This is a genomic window from Alteromonas sp. Cnat3-28 (assembly GCF_022348265.1).
Classification (GTDB): Bacteria; Pseudomonadota; Gammaproteobacteria; order Enterobacterales; family Alteromonadaceae; genus Alteromonas; species Alteromonas macleodii.
Genome location: NZ_JAKREY010000005.1, coordinates 234,006 through 251,551, shown reverse-complemented (window position 1 = coordinate 251,551; position 17,546 = coordinate 234,006). Strand labels below are relative to the sequence as shown.

Below are 17,546 nucleotides of genomic sequence, written 5' to 3'. Positions count from 1 at the left end.
TTGAACACCGATTCCGGAAATAAGCCCAAAACTGTACTAAATAAATCCGGAATCAGTGTTCAAATAATTCCAGAATAGGTGTTCAAGTGTTTCCAGAATCGCTGTTCAGATCAGGCCGGAATATGCATTCAACGAGAAAAACTATGTGCGCAAAACGAATTATGGCACGTTGAGATGGGATATTTACATAATCATATTGCGTCGCCAGGCGCCAATTCAGACGCCACAACAAACCACAACCTTGCTCTCACGTTCTTCGGAAGCTGGTAAGGATCAAAGAATACCCCCAGCTAAAGGCCCTTAACACACAAAGAGTAAAGTTGGGTGACTAGGGCCTTACTCAATCATGTAAAAAATGCATTCGTACGTGTAATCGTGACGTTAATTGCCTGCAGATACGGCCTGACAATCAGAGAAAAATTAAATTATATCAATATATTTCAATAACTTAAAAAACAGGCACAAAGATAGCATTAGTTAAAGTGAAAGTAACGGAAGCAATACGAGGATTTAGTTATGTTAGGTTGGGCAATCACATTTTTTATCATCGCCATTATTGCAGCAGTTTTTGGTTTTGGAGGCATCGCAGGTGCAGCAACAGGTATCGCACAGTTTCTTTTCTTTGTGTTTATCGCGTTGCTCGTAATCTCACTTATCGCAAATGCGTTACGTGGTAGAGCACCAAGAGCCTAAGAGTTAGAAGTATTTTAATAGGAAAAAGGAGTAAGGATATGTTTTCATTTAAAAACTTATCAAAGGTACTAGTAGCATCAGCATTTGCACTATCACTAGCAGCTTGCGGTGACGGTGAAGCGGAAGACGCAGGCGAAGAGCTAGACGAAATTGTTACCGATGCAGGTAATGCCGTTGAAGACGCTTGTGAAGATGTGAAAGAAGGCGTAGACGCTGAAGATAAAGACTGTTAATCACGTTTTTATCAAAAAAGGGCCAGACAATTGTCTGGCCCTTTTTGTGTTTACAGTCGACGTGGTTTGACCTAACTGGTTAGTTAAGACACTTCTTCACCACCTAACTCACGAGCAAGATCGTCTAGTGTAGATAGCGTCGAATCAAATTCACCTACGCCGTAACGGTATTTTACACTCACGTGATGATCCGTACGCCCGAACTTCACTCTTAACCCTTCTGCGTCAATATGCTTCACGGTATTCAAAAAGCGATAGGCAGACATTTCTGTTTCAAATTGAAACTCAACACTGTTTTCCATTTAGGCTTTCCGTTTAAGCAACAATTTCAGGGTGAGCATCAATAACTGAAACAACTCGTTGCAGTAAATGGCTATCTTCTTCGCTTATCGAGTCGTATGATAACCAGTCAGCAAGAATGTCGGGAGCTGTTGCCGCTTCGCCTTGTTCCAACTTAGATGTCATCATTTGTAGCTGTACGCTAGAGCGTATAGATGCGTCTGCATCTGGGCTTGGCATACCAGTTGCGACTTCTAATGCTACCGTTAACCATTGTCTATCGTGCTGAGTTGTTTTATTTCCAGTAGACTGACCCAATACGCTTGACCAACGCTTCCCTAACGTTTCCGCTAGAGATTGCTCATCACCACTTCCCTCACCTACACTTAGCTGTAGTAAAGAAATCAGAGCCTGAGCTCGCGCCAATCGGGCTTGAGATTGTGCATTTTTCGCTTGCGCCGCGCGCTTACTTTCAAGTGAATCAATCTTTTTATCTACTTTCGTACGTTGCGCTCTAGGCAAGTCGGTTAACTGAGCGCGAACGTCGCTTATTGATTGACTGAACGTTGCATCATCGCTGTTGATGTCAACAGCTTCCACTTGCTTGAGTAGCGAATCTACTAACGCGTTAAATGCATTATTCTGTACTTTCCGCTCGGCTTTTAAACGTTCAAATACGGTGTCATTGGCAGCCTTAAATTCTGCCCACAACTTACTTTCTTCACGTTTACCTGCATGGCCTACTTGCTTCCATTGGCTTTGCAATTGCTGAGCCTTGTCGGCAGCGCCAGCGACATCTTCTTCCGTAGCAAGTTGACAAGCTTGGGTGACTAACGCACGCTTTTGGGCTTGGTTGTCACTTTGCCATTGATTTACTTTAGCCTGAATGGGCGATGATACCGCCTTCCATTCTTGCTTCAGCTGTTCATAAATTTCACGTTCAACCTGACCTGCAGCGTGCCACTGTTTAGACACTCTATCGAAAACTTTCACTAACTCGGCTTCCGGCATGTTAATGTCCATTGCCTTAACGGTAGCGATAATCGACATACGCTGTTCACGCGCAGCAGCCCGCTGTGCATCTAACTTCGTGTAATGCGCTCTACAAGGCTCGAAGGCCTTTTCAAGTGCATCATCAAATTGCTGCTGTAACCACGTGTCATCACTACTTTCTTCACTCGTTGACGATGACGGTGTTAGTGATAACCATTGCTTACGAAGATACTTAATGGCCTCACTTCTTTGCTTAATATTTTCCGCATCAGCGCTGGCTAACGCTTTTGCTTCTTCTAAAAGAGCGGGTTTGCGCGGCGCAGCAAGGTAATCCTGCCACCCTTCTAAGCGCGACACATCACCAGCGGTCTTTTCAAAACGCTTCTCTACATACTTTTTCGCTGAACCAGGAAGCGCAGCATAACTTTCCTGAAGCTTTGCAAATTTTGAAATAGCAACGCGGAATTTACCCTGAGCAATTAAGTTATCGATAACGCTAATGTGCTTTCTAATGTGTTTTACTTGCTCATTTTCTTTGGATTTTTGAGCACGCTCTTTGGCATTTACACTGCTTGTCGCTGCGTTGAAACGTTTAGACAACGCCTTAGGAATGGCATCGATTTCGCGACTAAGCGCTTTATACGCTTGACGTGCTTCGTCAAACTCCGCTTTAAGAGCCACTACACTACCGCTTTGTAATGCGTCGCCACCATTTACCTGACTCAAATCCTCAGTCGATGCGCTAGCTTCTTCAACGCTCACATCACGGGGTTCTTTGTCCGACTCGCTATCGCTTGCCGAAACGATCTTAGCGGCAATGTCTTCGAGCGACTGAAGTTTTATCAGTAGCTTTTGGCCGTATTGCTGCTGCATAGAGAAGCGATCAAGCTGCTCGTTTAGTTCGTCGACAGAGCGCTTAATCTGTGTAATTCGCTTATCAGTTGCAGATTCATCATCGAGACGCGCTAGCTGTTCAAGCGTTGCTTCAACACCGCGCACGCTTTCATTAACCGTAGCAACATCAGCAAGCGTCGCTTCACAAAGCCTGTTATTGTACAACCAAGCTACCTGCTCCTTGGCATGAGTAAGCTGCTGTTCGCACAATGCTTTGGTATTGGCACGTTGCGACGCTTGTTGCTTCTCTTCCCATGCTGGGCGGATACGGCTTAAATATCGCTCGAGCTGCTCACCTATACGCGCGCGCTTTTCTTCATAATCAGCGCGTTCTTCTGAAGTGAGTAAGTCAATTTGAGCAAACAGCCCAGTCAATTCGCTCTCAAGCTCATTGCGCTTTTCATCAATGGTTTCTACATCTGATTTGTCGAGTAAAGCCTGATATTTTGAAAGTCCCAAAGTGAGCTGCTTTTTAAGCTCCACTGGGCGCATTGCAGCCTCTTTGATAGCATCGATCCGCGCATTAATTTGTGTAACAAGCGCATCATCTGACACTTTCTTAGCAAGTTTCTGTAAATCTGATACGTCTGAATGGGCGTTTATTAGCTGGGTTTGCAGCTGGGTACTCGCGCCCTCCAAAAAGACAAACTGGGTGAAAGATGGCTTCGCTACTTTTTCGATTAGCGCGTTAGCTAGCGCATCATCTTGTAAGAGCATAGGCTCTTTCTTCAACATTTGCGGTACTAACTGCACTACCAAATCGGCGTTGGCTGTTTCAGTTAAAAAAGAGAATATCTCTTGGCGGGAGAGTGTGACATCCCCCTCGCCTAACAAAGCGGCGTTTACCTTTTTCTCCGCCGCTTTTTTAACGCGAGACTGCTTGGCAATTTGTGACATTTTAAGCCACAGCACAAAGCTATTAAGCTTTTCGAGTGCTGCTAAACTGACATTTGCATCTTCGTCATTAAATGCCAGTTCGTGAAGAATTGTTTTTTCCTGTGCCTTTTCGGGAGAGAGACTCTCGATTGCCTGCATCCGTTTTTCAGGCTTTGGGCTTTGGTGTGAAGGCGCAAATATACGACTAAATATCATCCTGTTTAAACCGCGCTATTGTATTTTTATCATCCTGCTCATCGCGTAACGAGCGTTTAAAGTCGGCTTTACTCTTATGTACGATTTCGCCGCTTTCACCTACTGTCATATGCTCAGAGGACTTTTCTATTTTTGCTTGATACAGCATAACAGCCTGCATGCTGCTTGCTTTTTGCTCTTCGTTTAAAGGCGTGCCATCTGGCCACTTACCTGTTTCAACAGCCTGACGCAGACGCTCATAAATCTCCGGCGTCATGCTGGCTAAAAGTGCTTCTATATTCATTTAGGAAAAACGCTTTATGTAAACAATACGCGCGCGGTTTACTAAGTACCAAACAAAGCCAACCACTGCGCCCAAAATAGCTAAATTATGTTGCAAATCACCTGGGCGTGTTCCGCCCCAATACATGAAGCCAAAACTCGCAACGAATATCAGCATAGCAAGAAGGGATTGGTTCTGGATACTGGCTAACTTTTTAAATCTTTGTAAGCTTTGTTTGCGCTCTATATCTTCAGAGGTCGCATCACCGATTTTAAAGTCACAGTGAGGACACGTCTTCGCTTTGTCAGACGTTTTTTTGTTACACGAAGGACAGTCAACTAATGCCATATGTTGCTCCTGTTTATTGGGTGCGAAATGGAAATGCGCAACTCGCTATTGAGCGAAGACGCATTTATACGCGGATGGGTATCATACTTAAGTTCATCACAACAATGAAGTCGATTCTGTGGATTAACCTTATCGCCATAAAACAAAAATGCGCAGGGTGTTAACTTTTATACAAAGTTCACCGCTACGCATTTTTACCTGATAGCCAAGTTGCGTTTCCCTTCAGTGAAACTCAAGAAGGGGCAATGCTTTAGGCAATACTCACCTTATTTTTTATGTCGAGACCAGTAGTCGTTAACCGTTTCTTTCATCTCTTTACAAAGCAACATGATGCCGAACAAGTTTGGCAAGGTCATTACGACGATAGCCACAGCTGAAAGTGCCCAAACTAATGTGGTGTCAGAGAATGCAGCCCAAACGAAACCGGCGACGTAGATGACGCGATACGGCATTACGGAGCGAGGACCGAACAAATATGTCATAGCGCGATCACCATAATATGACCAAGCGATGGCGGTTGAGAACGCAAACAGCATAAGCCCAATTGACACGATATATTGACCGAAATCGCCAAAGAAACCGCGAGTAAAGGCAATGGTGGTGAGCGCTGCCGAGTGAACCAGTGACTTACCGCTTACTTCAAGGTTCTCTTTAACCGGCTTTCCGTCGACAATCTTAAGCGTGCCAGTAAACAAGTCTTCACTACCTACTGCATACTTCACGTCTTCTGCTACAGACCTAGCGTTAAGCAGTGTAAAACCATCGCTTACCGCCGTGCCGTTAACAACGGTAATTGAGCCAGTATAAGGCTGTACATTGTTACCTTCAATTTCATTCAAGTAACCATATAGTTTGTTTACGTCATCCTGATTCGAGTCGTCGTATTGACCTGCAACAAAGTACATGTCTGAACGATCGAAGACGTTTTCGTGTTTTTCTTTCCACACGCCCGACGACAGAATAACCAAACCCGTTACGGTACAAATTAGAATAGTGTCGATAAAGGGTTCAAGCAGTGACACCATACCTTCTGAAGCAGGCTCTTTCGTTTTTGCTGCTGCGTGAGCGATAGGTGCAGAACCTTGACCCGCTTCGTTTGAAAACAAGCCTCGGTTAACCCCACGGTTAAACGCATAAGCTAACGAAGCCCCCAAGAAACCACCTGCGGCAGCTGAACCAGTAAACGCATCACCGATAACTGCGGCAAACGAAGGCCCAATGTTGTCTAGATTAGCGAAAATAACCGCTAGCGCACCGATGAGGTAGATAACAGCCATAACTGGAACAACACGCGCTGTAAACGCGGCAATGCGTTGGATACCACCAAGAATGACTAAGGCTAGAAGAATACCCAGTACACTACCTACCATCCAAGGTTCGAAGCCAAATGTTGCTTCGATACTTTGCGCGATACCATTACTTTGAGGAAGGTTTCCGGTACCAAATGAGCTGACTACCGTAGCAACAGCAAATGCAACCGCTAACCACTTCATGTTTAGGCGACGGTCCATGTAATACATAGGGCCACCGGCCATGGTGCCGTCTTCTGTCTTTACGCGATATTTGTGCGACAGAGTAACTTCAACGAATTTTGTAGTCATACCTAAAAAGGCGGTTACCCACATCCAAAATAGTGCAGCGGGGCCACCAAGGAAAATTGCAAATGCAACACCTGAGATGTTACCTGTACCTACGGTACCAGACAGTGCGGTAGTTAGCGCGCGAAAATGGGTGGTGTCGCCTGGATCGCTTTCTTTATCGAACTTACCCGTAACAACCTGCCAGGCATGTTTAAAGAAACGAATTTGCGGAAATTTAAGATAAACCGTAAAGAAAAGACCTACGCCTAACAGTACATAAGGAAACCAGAATGCGCCTCCTAAGAATCCATCGAGCATAGTTAGAAAACCATATAACCCTTCCAACGTTATTCCCCTTTTTTATTATGTTTAATTGTTGTTTTATTTTAATAATTAAAAGGCCTCTTTTTGTCGAGGCCTTTTTTGCGGAAGCTTTCGCTTCCTTATTCTTATTTTATTGCTCTGATGCTTTTAGCTTTTTAACAACTGCATTCACACCAATAAGTAAATCTTCACCTAATTGACGGCTACGCTGTACCGACCAACCGTAGATATCGTCCGGTACATCTGCATTGTCTTTAAATGGCATTTCTACCGTGTACGCCATACATTTGAATTTCTCGCCCACTGCATTTGACGCTACGGTTAAATTAGCCTTGCCTGGCTCATCTTTATCGTAACCAAATTCATCTTGAAACTCTGGCGTAGCGTTCAACAGCGCATCTTTAAACGTATTTTCAAGCATTTTGATGGTGTCATTGTAGCTAGGGTTACCCTCACTTCCTGCGACAAAGTTGTACGGCAATGCCTCATCACCGTGCAAATCAAGATACATGTCTACACCAATTTCGCTCATTGCATTCAGTACGTAAAGTACTTCTGGGCTTTTTTCTTGCGAAGGCGTTGCCCACTCACGGTTTAGATTGGTTCCTACAGCGTTGGTACGCAGATGACCGCGTGCGCTGCCGTCTGGGTTCATGTTTGGCACAATGTAGAAAACAGCATTATCAAGCAACTGTCGCGCCAAACCATCTTGCTCGTCGAGCAGACGATAAATAATACCTTCGGCACACCACTCGGCCATGGTTTCGCCAGGGTGTTGACGTGCCGTGATCCAGACTTTTTTCTTTTCTGGTGTTTCTTCACCGATAACCAGCATAGACATATCACGGCCATCAAGGGTAAGGCCTAGGAATTTGTGCTCGCACAGTAGTGACATCTGCGCGTCGTGTACAAGGTCAAGGTGACGTTCGTAGCTAAAAGGAATGAAATACGCGAAGTAAACACTTGGCTGTTCTAGCGTTAGTGAGAACGTAAGATTGTCACCGTCAAATTCGCTAGGAATTCTAAACCAAGTTTGACGGTCGTAAGACGCTAGAACGTTATATCCCTTCCAACCTTCTGGATACGCTGACTTAGCCAGATTACCAATCGTCATTGTGTGAGTTACAAAAGTTTCGCCCACTAAACGAAAATGGAACCACTGAGCAAATTCAGATTGGTTGTCGTTGGGAATGGTTAGACGGATATCGTCTGGTGATTGTGCGCTAACAACTTCAATGTTACCGCTGTCGAATTGACTGGAAATATGCATAGACTGTCGTTTTCCTCATTATTTGAGCGCTAATTTAGCATAGACGTAAACACAAATTCCACGCACACAGCGGGTTTTGTACTATCGAAAGTATACAAAATGTTTACACCATCAAAAAACCGACCACTTAGGTCGGTTTTTTATACAGTTAATTAAACTGCGTGTTGCTTAAAGCGGCAACGTAGGGAAACTAAGCCCTGCCATATCACGGACTACACGTAGTACCTGACAGCTGTAACCAAACTCGTTGTCATACCACACGTATAGTGTCAGGCGGTTATCTGCGGCAATGGTCGCCTGAGAGTCAACAACAGACGCAGCGCGAGAGCCGACTAAGTCTGTTGATACAATCTCTTTACTTGCCGTGTAGTCAATTTGGTGTTGAAGCTTTGAGAACAACGCGGTATCGCGCAAGAACTCGTTAACTGCAATGCGATCCACCGGCGTTTTAAGATTTAGGTTCAAAATCGCTAGCGACACATTAGGTGTAGGTACGCGGATAGCATTACCGGTAAGTTTACCTGCTAGTTTCGGGTACGCTTTGGCAACGGCTTTCGCAGCGCCCGTTTCGGTAATAACCATATTAAGTGGCGCACTACGTCCACGACGATCACCTTTGTGGTAGTTATCGATAAGGTTTTGGTCGTTAGTGTAAGAGTGAACGGTTTCAACGTGACCGTTTTCAATGCCATATTCTTCGTCTAGCGCTTTAAGTACCGGCGTTATTGCGTTAGTTGTGCAGCTTGCAGCAGATACAATTGTGTCTTCTGGTGTTACTTCTTCGTCATTTACACCGTGTACGATGTTCTTGATGTCACCTTTACCCGGGGCAGTAAGGATAGCTTTCGCTGCACCCTTAGCTTTAAGGTGTAGGCCAAGGCCATCGCGGTCACGCCAAATACCCGTGTTGTCTACGATGATAGCGTTATCGATACCATATTGCGTGTAATCCACTTCATCTGGGCTGTTGGCATAAATGACTTGAATGTATGAACCGTTTGCTTTTAGCGCGTTACGCTCGTGGTCAACTGTGATGCTGCCGTTGAATGGCCCATGCACTGAATCGCGGCGCAGCAAGCTTGCGCGTTTTTCTAGGTCGCCATCGCGCCCGCCACGAACCACAATGGCACGTAAGCGAAGCTTATTGTTTTTACCTTGGCGTTCAATAAGCAAGCGAGCAAGTAAACGACCTATACGGCCAAAACCATATAGTACAACGTCCTGAGGTTTCTGATCGTCCTCTTTATCGGCAACGTCGTTTAGTTTTTCGTTAAGGTAGGCCGTAAGGTCGTTGTTGTCGACCGCAGAACCGTAGTGAAAATCAAAAGCCAATTTACCAATATCGATTTGTGCAGGAGCAAGCTTCATGTTGCTCAAGGCTTCTAAGATTGGATAGCTTTCGCGTAGGCGTAGCTTAATACCTTCGTGCAGACGCACTTTGCGGTGCGCTTTAATAACATCAATAGCACTGGCGTTCAGTAGCGAGCGTCCATAAACCGAAATTTCAACTGCCTTATTGCGATACAATTTACCAATAAGGGGCAACATCATTTCTGCGTATTCCTGACGCTCTTGCCAGCTGCTTTGTAATTCCTGCTCAAACTGTTGATTCATGCTTCTGCCTTCATCGATATTAATTTAACGGTGTTGTCATTGTTGTATGCGCGGCCAATTTTTTTGTGGCACAAACACGTACAACTAATCCTAATTACGCGTCAGCTTTTTATTATTTTTAGGGTACACTAGGTGAGTTTTCGCCTGACGGTGACGAGCAGTATCTTAAATAAACAAGCAAGGAAGACCAAATTGTTGATAAGTTTCAAAACCTCTATGAAAACTCGTATAACAGAGAGTTTATTTAGTAAGTTTCCAACAAAAGGTTATGTAACGACGGTGTGGCTGGCAGCAGCGACAACACTGACGGGTTGTGGCGATCTTTTTGAACCTACTATCAGTGAAATTTGTGAATCTCACAGCGAGATTTGCTTAGATTTGAGTTTGGATGCCCGTTGTCGCGGCGAGCGAGCTGAGATTATTCGCTTGCGTTACTACAATCAAGATTCAAAAGACGACGCTTACAAGTATCCTCTTCTTCTAAACTTCGAAGAGTATCTAACCTGCGTCGAAGAAGTGCAACATATCGAACACGTTAAACGCAAAGGCAAGGAAGCGACACGGCTAAAAGGCGTTATTACTGCTCAGCGTGAAATTAAACGCCTAAGCCGCGAGACGAAAGACTCCCTTGATCCTTACCTTTCTTACTATCATTGGACACGATATAACGACAAAGAGGCTTTTCATCGCTTTGAGCGCTACGCTGCCAGCAACCGCGTAAGCGATCCAAAGCTGCTGGTCGCACTGGCCTCTGTTCAGATTAAAACAGACCAAAAGCGTACTATTGAAACCTTATATCGCGCGCTAAGTTTATATACAGATAGCGACGACATTGATGTCAGCATTTTCTACTCGCTTGCTTCAATGGGAATGGATATGGACAACTATCGCCTTACCTATGTTTGGTATGGTGTGGCTGAAGCCTTCGATGAGAGACTTAACGACACTCAGCGTGTTCAACTTGGACAACGCTATGCCCTTCCAGTAGGCATTCTAGATAACATTGTTGATGAAATAGTCAGTAACTTGAATAGCGCGACCTTCAACGCAGATTCATTGAAACTGGATAAGCTCTGATTTTTTGAAACTCAATTACACAATTTCATTGGTAAATAATTAAAAAAACCGCCGTTTATGGGCGGTTTTTTATGATTGGATCTCTCTACTTTCCACATGAGGTCAAAATTTAATCAGATGTTTACCTTAATCAAGCGCTCACCTAGGGCTTTTTAACCTTTAATTTGTGTATCATCTTCGCCTTTAAAGGTCATAGATAGCGAATTTACGCAGTAGCGTTGACCCGTTGGCGCAGGACCATCTGGAAATACATGGCCTAAGTGCGAGCCACACTGCTTACAAAAAATCTCAACCCTACGCATACCGTGACTCAAGTCTTCTCTGTAATCTACATTACCGTCATCAAGCTGCTTATAGAAAGAAGGCCATCCACAACCAGCATCAAATTTAGTATCTGAGGGGAAAAGTGGCGCTTCGCAGCACTTACACACGTACAATCCATCTCGCTGCTCGTCTAGCAATACTCCAGTGAAAGGTCGCTCAGTACCCGCTTCGCGGCATACATAATATTCCTCGTCAGTGAGCTCAGTTTTCCAGTCTTTTTTAGCTACTGATGCGTTTGCTTTTTCATCTGTCGACATAACTTACCTCTTAAAACAAAAAAGGTGTATTTGAAAACAAATACACCTTTCGATAGTTTACGCTCAATTATGAGCGCGTGTAACACTATTTAGTTCATACTATTTTTTGATAGCGGTTTGCGGACGTGCAGGATCACTCCACTCGATGTGATACTTTTTGCCTGCTGGCTTATCTACACGCTGATAAGTATGTGCGCCAAAATAATCGCGCTGGCCTTGCAGCAAATTAGCAGGTAGCACGGCTGTGCGATACGAATCATAATAGCTAAGAGCCGACATCATTGCAGGGCAAGGCACGCCAGCCAGTGTCGCCTGTGCAATTGACTCACGCCAGTCAGCTTGATACTGCGTAATTTGTTCCGCAAAGAACGGGTCCAATAGCAAGTTGGCTAAGTCTTCGTTATTCTCGTAAGCCTGAGAAATAGACTGAAGAAATACGGCGCGAATAATACAGCCTGCACGCCATATTTTCGCTATTTCACCAAACTCCAGTGTCCAGCCGTGTTCTTTGCCTGCCATAGCCATTAACTGGAAGCCCTGTGCGTACGCACAAATCTTAGAGCAATAAAGCGCTTGCTCTAGCTTGTTAATGATCGACATTTTCTCATCATCGCTGAACGATGGCGCATCAGGGCCAGCAAGAACCTTGCTCGCAGCTACACGCTCGTCTTTCAAACTAGAAATACTGCGCGCGAATACCGCAGAAGTGATGGTCTGTGCCGGACTACCTACCTGTAATGCGCTTACTGCAGTCCAAAGGCCTGTACCTTTTTGACCTGCTCTATCTAAGATCACATCAACCAACGGCTGCTGTGTTTCTGGATCCATTTGCTCAAGAACTTCAGCACTAATTTCCATCAGGTAGCTATTAAGCTTGCCTTCGTTCCAGCGACGAAATACTTCCGCAATTTCAGCAGGCGCCATATGCAGCGCTTCGCGCATAACATGGTAAGTTTCGCAGATAAGCTGCATGTCGGCGTATTCGATACCGTTGTGCACCATTTTTACATAGTGCCCGGCTCCAACTGGACCGATGTAGGTCGCACATGGTTCGCCTTCTAACACTGGTTGACCTGGCGTATGGCTTTCTAATGGTTTACCTGTTTCTGGGTCAACCTTTGCAGCAATAGCCTTAAGAACAGGCTCAATGCGTGTCCATGCATAAGGGTTGCCTGAAGGCATAAGAGATGGCCCGAAACGAGCGCCTACTTCACCACCTGACACGGCGGTAGAGAAGAAGATAAATTTACCTTTGTACTGCTCTTCACGTGCTACAGAGTCTGTCCACAAACTGTTGCCAGTATCAACCACGATATCGTCAGCGTGAATTCCGGCGTCAATGAGATGATTGCAAACGTGGTCAACAGGATCGCCAGCAGGCACAGAGATAATAATAAGATGCGGGGCTTTTAACTTGCTTAAAAGCTCGGTGTAAGAACTGCAGCCTTCAACGCGAGGCTCAGTATTTTCAGCTCTTTCGCTTGCGTCTTTGGCAAGAATAGACTCAACTTTATTTTGGTCTAAATCGAAACACGCTACACGATAGCCATGGTCCACTAGGTTCATGGTAAGGTTACTACCCATCACCCCTAAACCGATAAAACCAATATCACACGACTTGTCTTCGTGCGAATTACCACCTTTCTTTTGCATAGGAACACCCTCACATTTCAGATGGCTGCGCATGATACCACCTGAAAGAATAAAGAACAGTCTAAGCTAACAATTTAGTGCGCAGTGGTGTAATTGTCACCAGCGGTAAACATTAACGGGTTTTGTAAGCTAGTTTAGCCGAGATTTTGGCACGTATTCAGCACCTGCGTTACGCGCTTTCGCCCATGCTGTATGAAATTTACACAAAGGTAAAGACTCTGTTTCTTATTCAGCTAACGTGCACTGAGTTTAGAGCCGTTTAGCGGTACTCTTAAATTCTTTAAAGGCACTCTAAACCAAGTATAAGGTCGTATTGTAAGCCATTATTCTATCCAGAGAACTGAGAAAAACTGAACAACGTTAGCGATTTGCTGGCCTGTAAAAACACCTTCTGAATGCAAATTGAAGGCTGTTCTTCAAGAGAGCTGTAGCGCGTATCCAAGTGCATGGTCCACCCTCCCTTGGGTATGACAGAAGGTAGGTGAAAACGCACGTCGCTTTCACTTGCATTAACACACAAGAACCAATGCTCTGGCTTCTGGTCGCCCGTTACACAACCTTTTATTTCCACACCAAACGCTTTGTTATGATGCGCATTCCAATCTTCAGACGCTTTGTCAGAACCATCGGGCTTATACCAATTTATTTCTTTTACATTTCGTGAGAGCGTAAAAGTATCATCGTGCAGCTTTAGTTCGCTTAACAGTGAAGAGGACTGACGCAAACGGATCACATATTGGCAGAAGCTAAGAAAATCTTGCTTGCGCTTGTTTAATTCCCAATTCATCCAGCTAATAGGATTATCCTGACAATAGGCATTATTATTGCCATTTTGGGTGCGGCTTAATTCATCGCCACCAAGAATATGCGGTGTACCTTGCGAGAAGATAAGAGTTGCAAAGAGGTTGCGCTTTTGACGCTCACGCATAGCGAGTATTTGCTCGTCATTCGTTTCTCCCTCAATACCATAATTGGCAGACAGGTTGTGTCCATGGCCATCTCGATTTTCTTCTAAGTTATCGAGATTGTGACGTTCGGCGTAGGTCACCATATCGTGCAGCGTGAACCCATCGTGATATGTCACGTTATTTACCGACGTACTGATATGTCGATGGCCTTTGTGAAATATATCTCGTGAGCCCATTAAACGGGTAGCAAAGTCCGCGGTAACGCCATCGTCTCCACGCCAGAAGGCGCGCACCGTATCGCGGTATTTATCATTCACCTCTAACCACGGAGACGGAAAGTTACCCACTTGGTAGCCGCCAGGCCCAATATCCCAGGGTTCGGCAAGCAATACCCTCTCTTTTAGAACAGGGTCGCTACTAATGGCTCTCAGCAGCCCAGATTTTTTACTATATTCTTGTGGCTCTCTTCCCAAGCATACTGCTAAATCGAAACGAAAGCCGTCAACGCCAATTACGGATACCCAGTGGCGCATGGCATCTAAAATAAGTCCCATCATAAATGGCTGCGCGGTATTTACCGTGTTACCACAGCCAGAGTGGTTGGAATAAACCAATTCTCCGTTTTTCGTTTGCTCTAATAAGTACGCTTGGTAAGGACAAAACCCCTTATAAGAAAGAATAGGACCGCCATTGCCTGCCTCTGCTGTATGGTTAAATACCACATCAACAATAACCTCAAGTCCGGCAGTATGATAAGCATCTACCATAGACTTCAGTTCAGCAAGCGCGTCTGCCACACCGTAGCGAGGTTCAGGTGCAAAGAAGTTAACCGGGTTATATCCCCAATAATTAGTTAAGCCTTTCTCTGTTATAAATGGTTCAGGCATGAATGAGCACAACGGCATAAATTGCACCGTGGTTATGCCTAATGCTTTGAGATGCTTGATGACACTCGGATGGGCAGCACCGATAAATTTGCCACGGTGTTCTTTAGGTACATCGGGATGGAGTTTTGTGAGCCCTTTAATATGTGCTTCGTAAACTACTCGCTTGTGTTTCGGTATAACAGGCGCGCTAACATGACTGGGCGCATAGTCATTTTGATCAATTACTATGCACTTGGGGATCATAAACTGAGAGTCGTGTTTGTATTGCCTAGCGTCCCATTTTATTGCGCGACTAATTTTCTTGGCGTAAGGGTCGATTAGCAGTTTGTCGGTGGGTACCGCATGTAACCCTCCCTCACCGCGTTCTACGCGATAACCATAGTATTGTCCTGCGCTAACGCCGCTGTAACGACCGTGCCAAACATCACCAGTTTTCTCAGGCAAAGGATGCTCACTCACCGCCTCTTCTGTATCACTATTGAAAAAACACAACACGACCGCCTTCGCATCGGGCGCGTATACGGCAAAATTACAACCATCTTGTGTAACTGTTGCACCAAGTGGATATGCCTTTCCTATTCCACTTTCTACAATTAGTGCGGTGTCTCGAATTTCGTTCACTTGGTTCTCAATTTATCTCTTCACTAGGGCGTGTCGCTCTAGTCGGATTAATCCACATTGGTAACATAAAATACCGTGGCTAGCGGCGGTAACGTGATTTCTGCAGAGTGAGTACGCTCATTCCAAGGTATGGGTTGCGTATTTACAGTAGAGGCAACGTCGTAGTCACTACCCCAATATGCACCATCATCAGTGTTTAGTGCTAGCGTTAGCGTGCATGCATCATCTACGCCTATTCTGAAGTTCTGACGTGGCACAGGCGTAAAATTAGATACCACATATACTTTTTGCTTCGCATCTTTTGACATACGAACAAATGAAACCACGCTTTGGTCTGCATTATTGTGGTCCAGCCAAGCAAAGCCCCCTGGTTCGTGGTCTTGCTCGTAAAGCGCTGGCGTAGACGTATAGAGGTTGTTGAGCGCCTTATAAAGCGCTTGAATGCCTTTGTGTTTTTCGTAATCGAGCAAGTGCCAGTCTAAACTACTGTCATGGTTCCATTCTCGTGCCTGCGCAAGCTCGTTCCCCATAAAGTTAAGCTTCTTGCCGGGGTGACCGTACATAAAGCCCGCGTAACAACGCAGGTTAGCAGCTTGCTGCCATTCATCGCCAGGCATTTTATGCAGCATACTGCCTTTGCCGTGTACCACTTCATCGTGCGAGATAGGCAGCACAAAGTTTTCGTCAAACGCGTAAACCATGCTGAAGGTAATATCGCCATGGTGATAGTTGCGATAGGCGGGGTCTTTAGCGATGTAGTGTAATGAGTCGTGCATCCATCCCATGTTCCACTTAAAGCCAAAGCCCAAACCACCATCAAATACTGGGCGAGAAACCTTGGGAAACGACGTTGATTCTTCGGCAATTGTCATGGCGTCTGGGAAGTGCTTGTACACTTCTTCATTCATCCATTTCAGTAAGCTGATGGCTTCGTAGTTTTCGTTGCCACCATCCACATTCGGGATCCACTCTCCGTCATTGCGTGAATAGTCGAGATAAAGCATGGATGCCACTGCATCAACCCTGAGTCCATCAACGTGAAATTTGTCTAGCCAAAACAGTGCGTTTGCAACTAAAAACTGACGAACTGTGTCTTTGCCGAAATCGTAAATGCAAGAATTCCAATCCGGATGCCAACCTTTCCTCGGATCTTCATATTCATAAACACAAGAACCATCAAATCGCGCCAAGCCATGGCCGTCTTCCGGGAAATGTGCAGGTACCCAGTCGATAATTACGCCTATACCTGCTTGGTGAGCCTTATCAACAAAGTATTTAAATTCATCTGGGTTTCCAAATCTACTCGTTGGTGCGAACATTCCCACGGGCTGATAGCCCCACGAACCGTCGAAAGGAAACTCGGAAATAGGCAGCAATTCAACGTGAGTGTAACCCATATCGCTGACGTAGCTTATTAAGTCATCGGCCAGCGCTTTATAAGTAAGATAGCGCGCATCAGTTTCAATACCCGGGCGCTTCCAAGAGCCAAGGTGCACCTCATAAATGCTCATTGGGCTGTTGTATTTATTCCCCTTTCGCTTTTCCATCCATGCACTATCATTCCACTCATAGTTATTGTGGTTGTAAATTTTCGAAGCATGAGAAGGATACTGCTCTGCACTGAAGCCAAGTGGGTCAGCCTTGTGCGGTAGGTCGTGGCCGTGTGCATCTTTAATATGATACTTGTAGCGCTCACCTTCGCCTAATTCTGGTACAAACAGTACCCAGTAACCCATGGAAGTTTTCTCCATGGGATGCATACGCCCATCCCACTGATTGAAATCGCCAATGAGCGACACCGTACTCGCATTGGGCGCGAAAACGCAGAACCTGACACCTTTTATCGCATCGCCTTGTGATGAAGTGAGTGTTAAAAGTTGCGCGCCCGCTTGCTCATACAAGTTTGAAGGCTTGCTATCGATGTAGTGTACCGCATGATACGCCTGCTCGGAGAATTGATAAGGATCGATATAGCCCTTATCGTCATTCATGCCTTCGGCGATAACGCGATAAACCTCACCCTGATATTCTTTAGGCAGTGGTGTTTCAAAAAGACCATTTTTGGAGGTAACGGTTACATTTGCTAGCGCTGCATTCTCCCATTTAATCGTTATCTTGCTGACATTAGGACGCCAAACGCGAAGTACCAACTTCTGCTGATTTTTAACTACACCTAAATGGGAAAACGGCTGAGAACATAATACCTGTTCAAACTGCTGCGCTAATTGCATTCGCTA

Annotated in this window: 14 protein-coding genes; 3 read left to right on the top strand and 11 right to left on the bottom strand. The window is 45.2% G+C overall.

Features of this window, described 5'->3' with window-relative positions; genetic code table 11:
- Positions 1 to 516: 516 nt before the first annotated feature.
- Positions 517 to 693, top strand: coding sequence for a DUF1328 family protein (locus tag MHM87_RS07725; RefSeq protein WP_014949832.1), 177 nt, complete (start codon positions 517 to 519; stop codon positions 691 to 693).
- 38 nt (positions 694 to 731) lie between these two features.
- Positions 732 to 926, top strand: a complete 195-nt coding sequence (locus MHM87_RS07720; protein WP_014949833.1) for a hypothetical protein — start codon at positions 732 to 734, stop codon at positions 924 to 926.
- Between the two features lie 83 nt (positions 927 to 1,009).
- Here the strand turns inward: MHM87_RS07720 and MHM87_RS07715 are convergent, their stop codons facing one another.
- The 7 genes from MHM87_RS07715 to MHM87_RS07685 form a co-directional block, all read right to left on the bottom strand.
- Positions 1,010 to 1,228, bottom strand: coding sequence for a hypothetical protein (locus MHM87_RS07715; RefSeq protein ID WP_014949834.1), 219 nt, complete (start codon positions 1,226 to 1,228; stop codon positions 1,010 to 1,012).
- A gap of 13 nt (positions 1,229 to 1,241) precedes the next feature.
- Positions 1,242 to 4,184, bottom strand: a complete 2,943-nt coding sequence (locus MHM87_RS07710) for a DUF349 domain-containing protein (protein WP_239258417.1) — start codon at positions 4,182 to 4,184, stop codon at positions 1,242 to 1,244.
- Positions 4,174 to 4,467, bottom strand: coding sequence for a DUF1315 family protein (locus tag MHM87_RS07705; protein ID WP_014998703.1), 294 nt, complete (start codon positions 4,465 to 4,467; stop codon positions 4,174 to 4,176). The genes MHM87_RS07710 and MHM87_RS07705 overlap by 11 nt, the downstream gene beginning before the upstream one ends.
- Complete coding sequence (locus MHM87_RS07700; protein WP_014949837.1) at positions 4,468 to 4,794, bottom strand: zinc ribbon domain-containing protein; 327 nt, start codon at positions 4,792 to 4,794, stop codon at positions 4,468 to 4,470.
- Positions 4,795 to 5,060: 266 nt separating this feature from the next.
- A complete protein-coding gene (locus MHM87_RS07695) occupies positions 5,061 to 6,719 on the bottom strand; it encodes an AGCS family amino acid carrier protein (RefSeq protein WP_014949838.1) in 1,659 nt (552 codons plus the stop codon).
- Between the two features lie 109 nt (positions 6,720 to 6,828).
- Positions 6,829 to 7,968: a M14-type cytosolic carboxypeptidase gene (locus MHM87_RS07690; protein ID WP_014949839.1), complete on the bottom strand. Its 1,140-nt coding sequence runs from the start codon at positions 7,966 to 7,968 to the stop codon at positions 6,829 to 6,831.
- Between the two features lie 168 nt (positions 7,969 to 8,136).
- Positions 8,137 to 9,582, bottom strand: a complete 1,446-nt coding sequence (locus tag MHM87_RS07685) for a glyceraldehyde-3-phosphate dehydrogenase (protein ID WP_014979588.1) — start codon at positions 9,580 to 9,582, stop codon at positions 8,137 to 8,139.
- 192 nt (positions 9,583 to 9,774) lie between these two features.
- On the opposite strand from MHM87_RS07685, the gene MHM87_RS07680 reads away from it, so the two are divergent.
- The gene (locus MHM87_RS07680; RefSeq protein WP_343213320.1) at positions 9,775 to 10,659 is read left to right on the top strand and encodes a DUF2989 domain-containing protein; all 885 of its coding nucleotides are present in this window, start codon (positions 9,775 to 9,777) and stop codon (positions 10,657 to 10,659) included.
- A gap of 152 nt (positions 10,660 to 10,811) precedes the next feature.
- Here the strand turns inward: MHM87_RS07680 and msrB are convergent, their stop codons facing one another.
- The 4 genes from msrB to glgB all read right to left on the bottom strand — a co-directional run bounded on the left by msrB (position 10,812) and on the right by glgB (position 17,540).
- Positions 10,812 to 11,240 carry a peptide-methionine (R)-S-oxide reductase MsrB gene (gene msrB, locus MHM87_RS07675; protein ID WP_014949842.1) on the bottom strand — a complete coding sequence of 143 codons (429 nt, stop codon included), beginning with the start codon at positions 11,238 to 11,240 and terminating at the stop codon, positions 10,812 to 10,814.
- A 99-nt stretch (positions 11,241 to 11,339) separates the two neighbouring features.
- Entirely contained in the window at positions 11,340 to 12,893 is a 1,554-nt protein-coding gene (gene gndA / locus MHM87_RS07670) for an NADP-dependent phosphogluconate dehydrogenase (protein ID WP_014949843.1), read from the bottom strand.
- A gap of 328 nt (positions 12,894 to 13,221) precedes the next feature.
- The gene (glgX, locus tag MHM87_RS07665) at positions 13,222 to 15,309 is read right to left on the bottom strand and encodes a glycogen debranching protein GlgX (protein ID WP_239258413.1); all 2,088 of its coding nucleotides are present in this window, start codon (positions 15,307 to 15,309) and stop codon (positions 13,222 to 13,224) included.
- A 47-nt stretch (positions 15,310 to 15,356) separates the two neighbouring features.
- Positions 15,357 to 17,540, bottom strand: a complete 2,184-nt coding sequence (glgB, locus tag MHM87_RS07660) for a 1,4-alpha-glucan branching protein GlgB (RefSeq protein WP_239258411.1) — start codon at positions 17,538 to 17,540, stop codon at positions 15,357 to 15,359.
- Positions 17,541 to 17,546 lie beyond the last annotated feature (6 nt).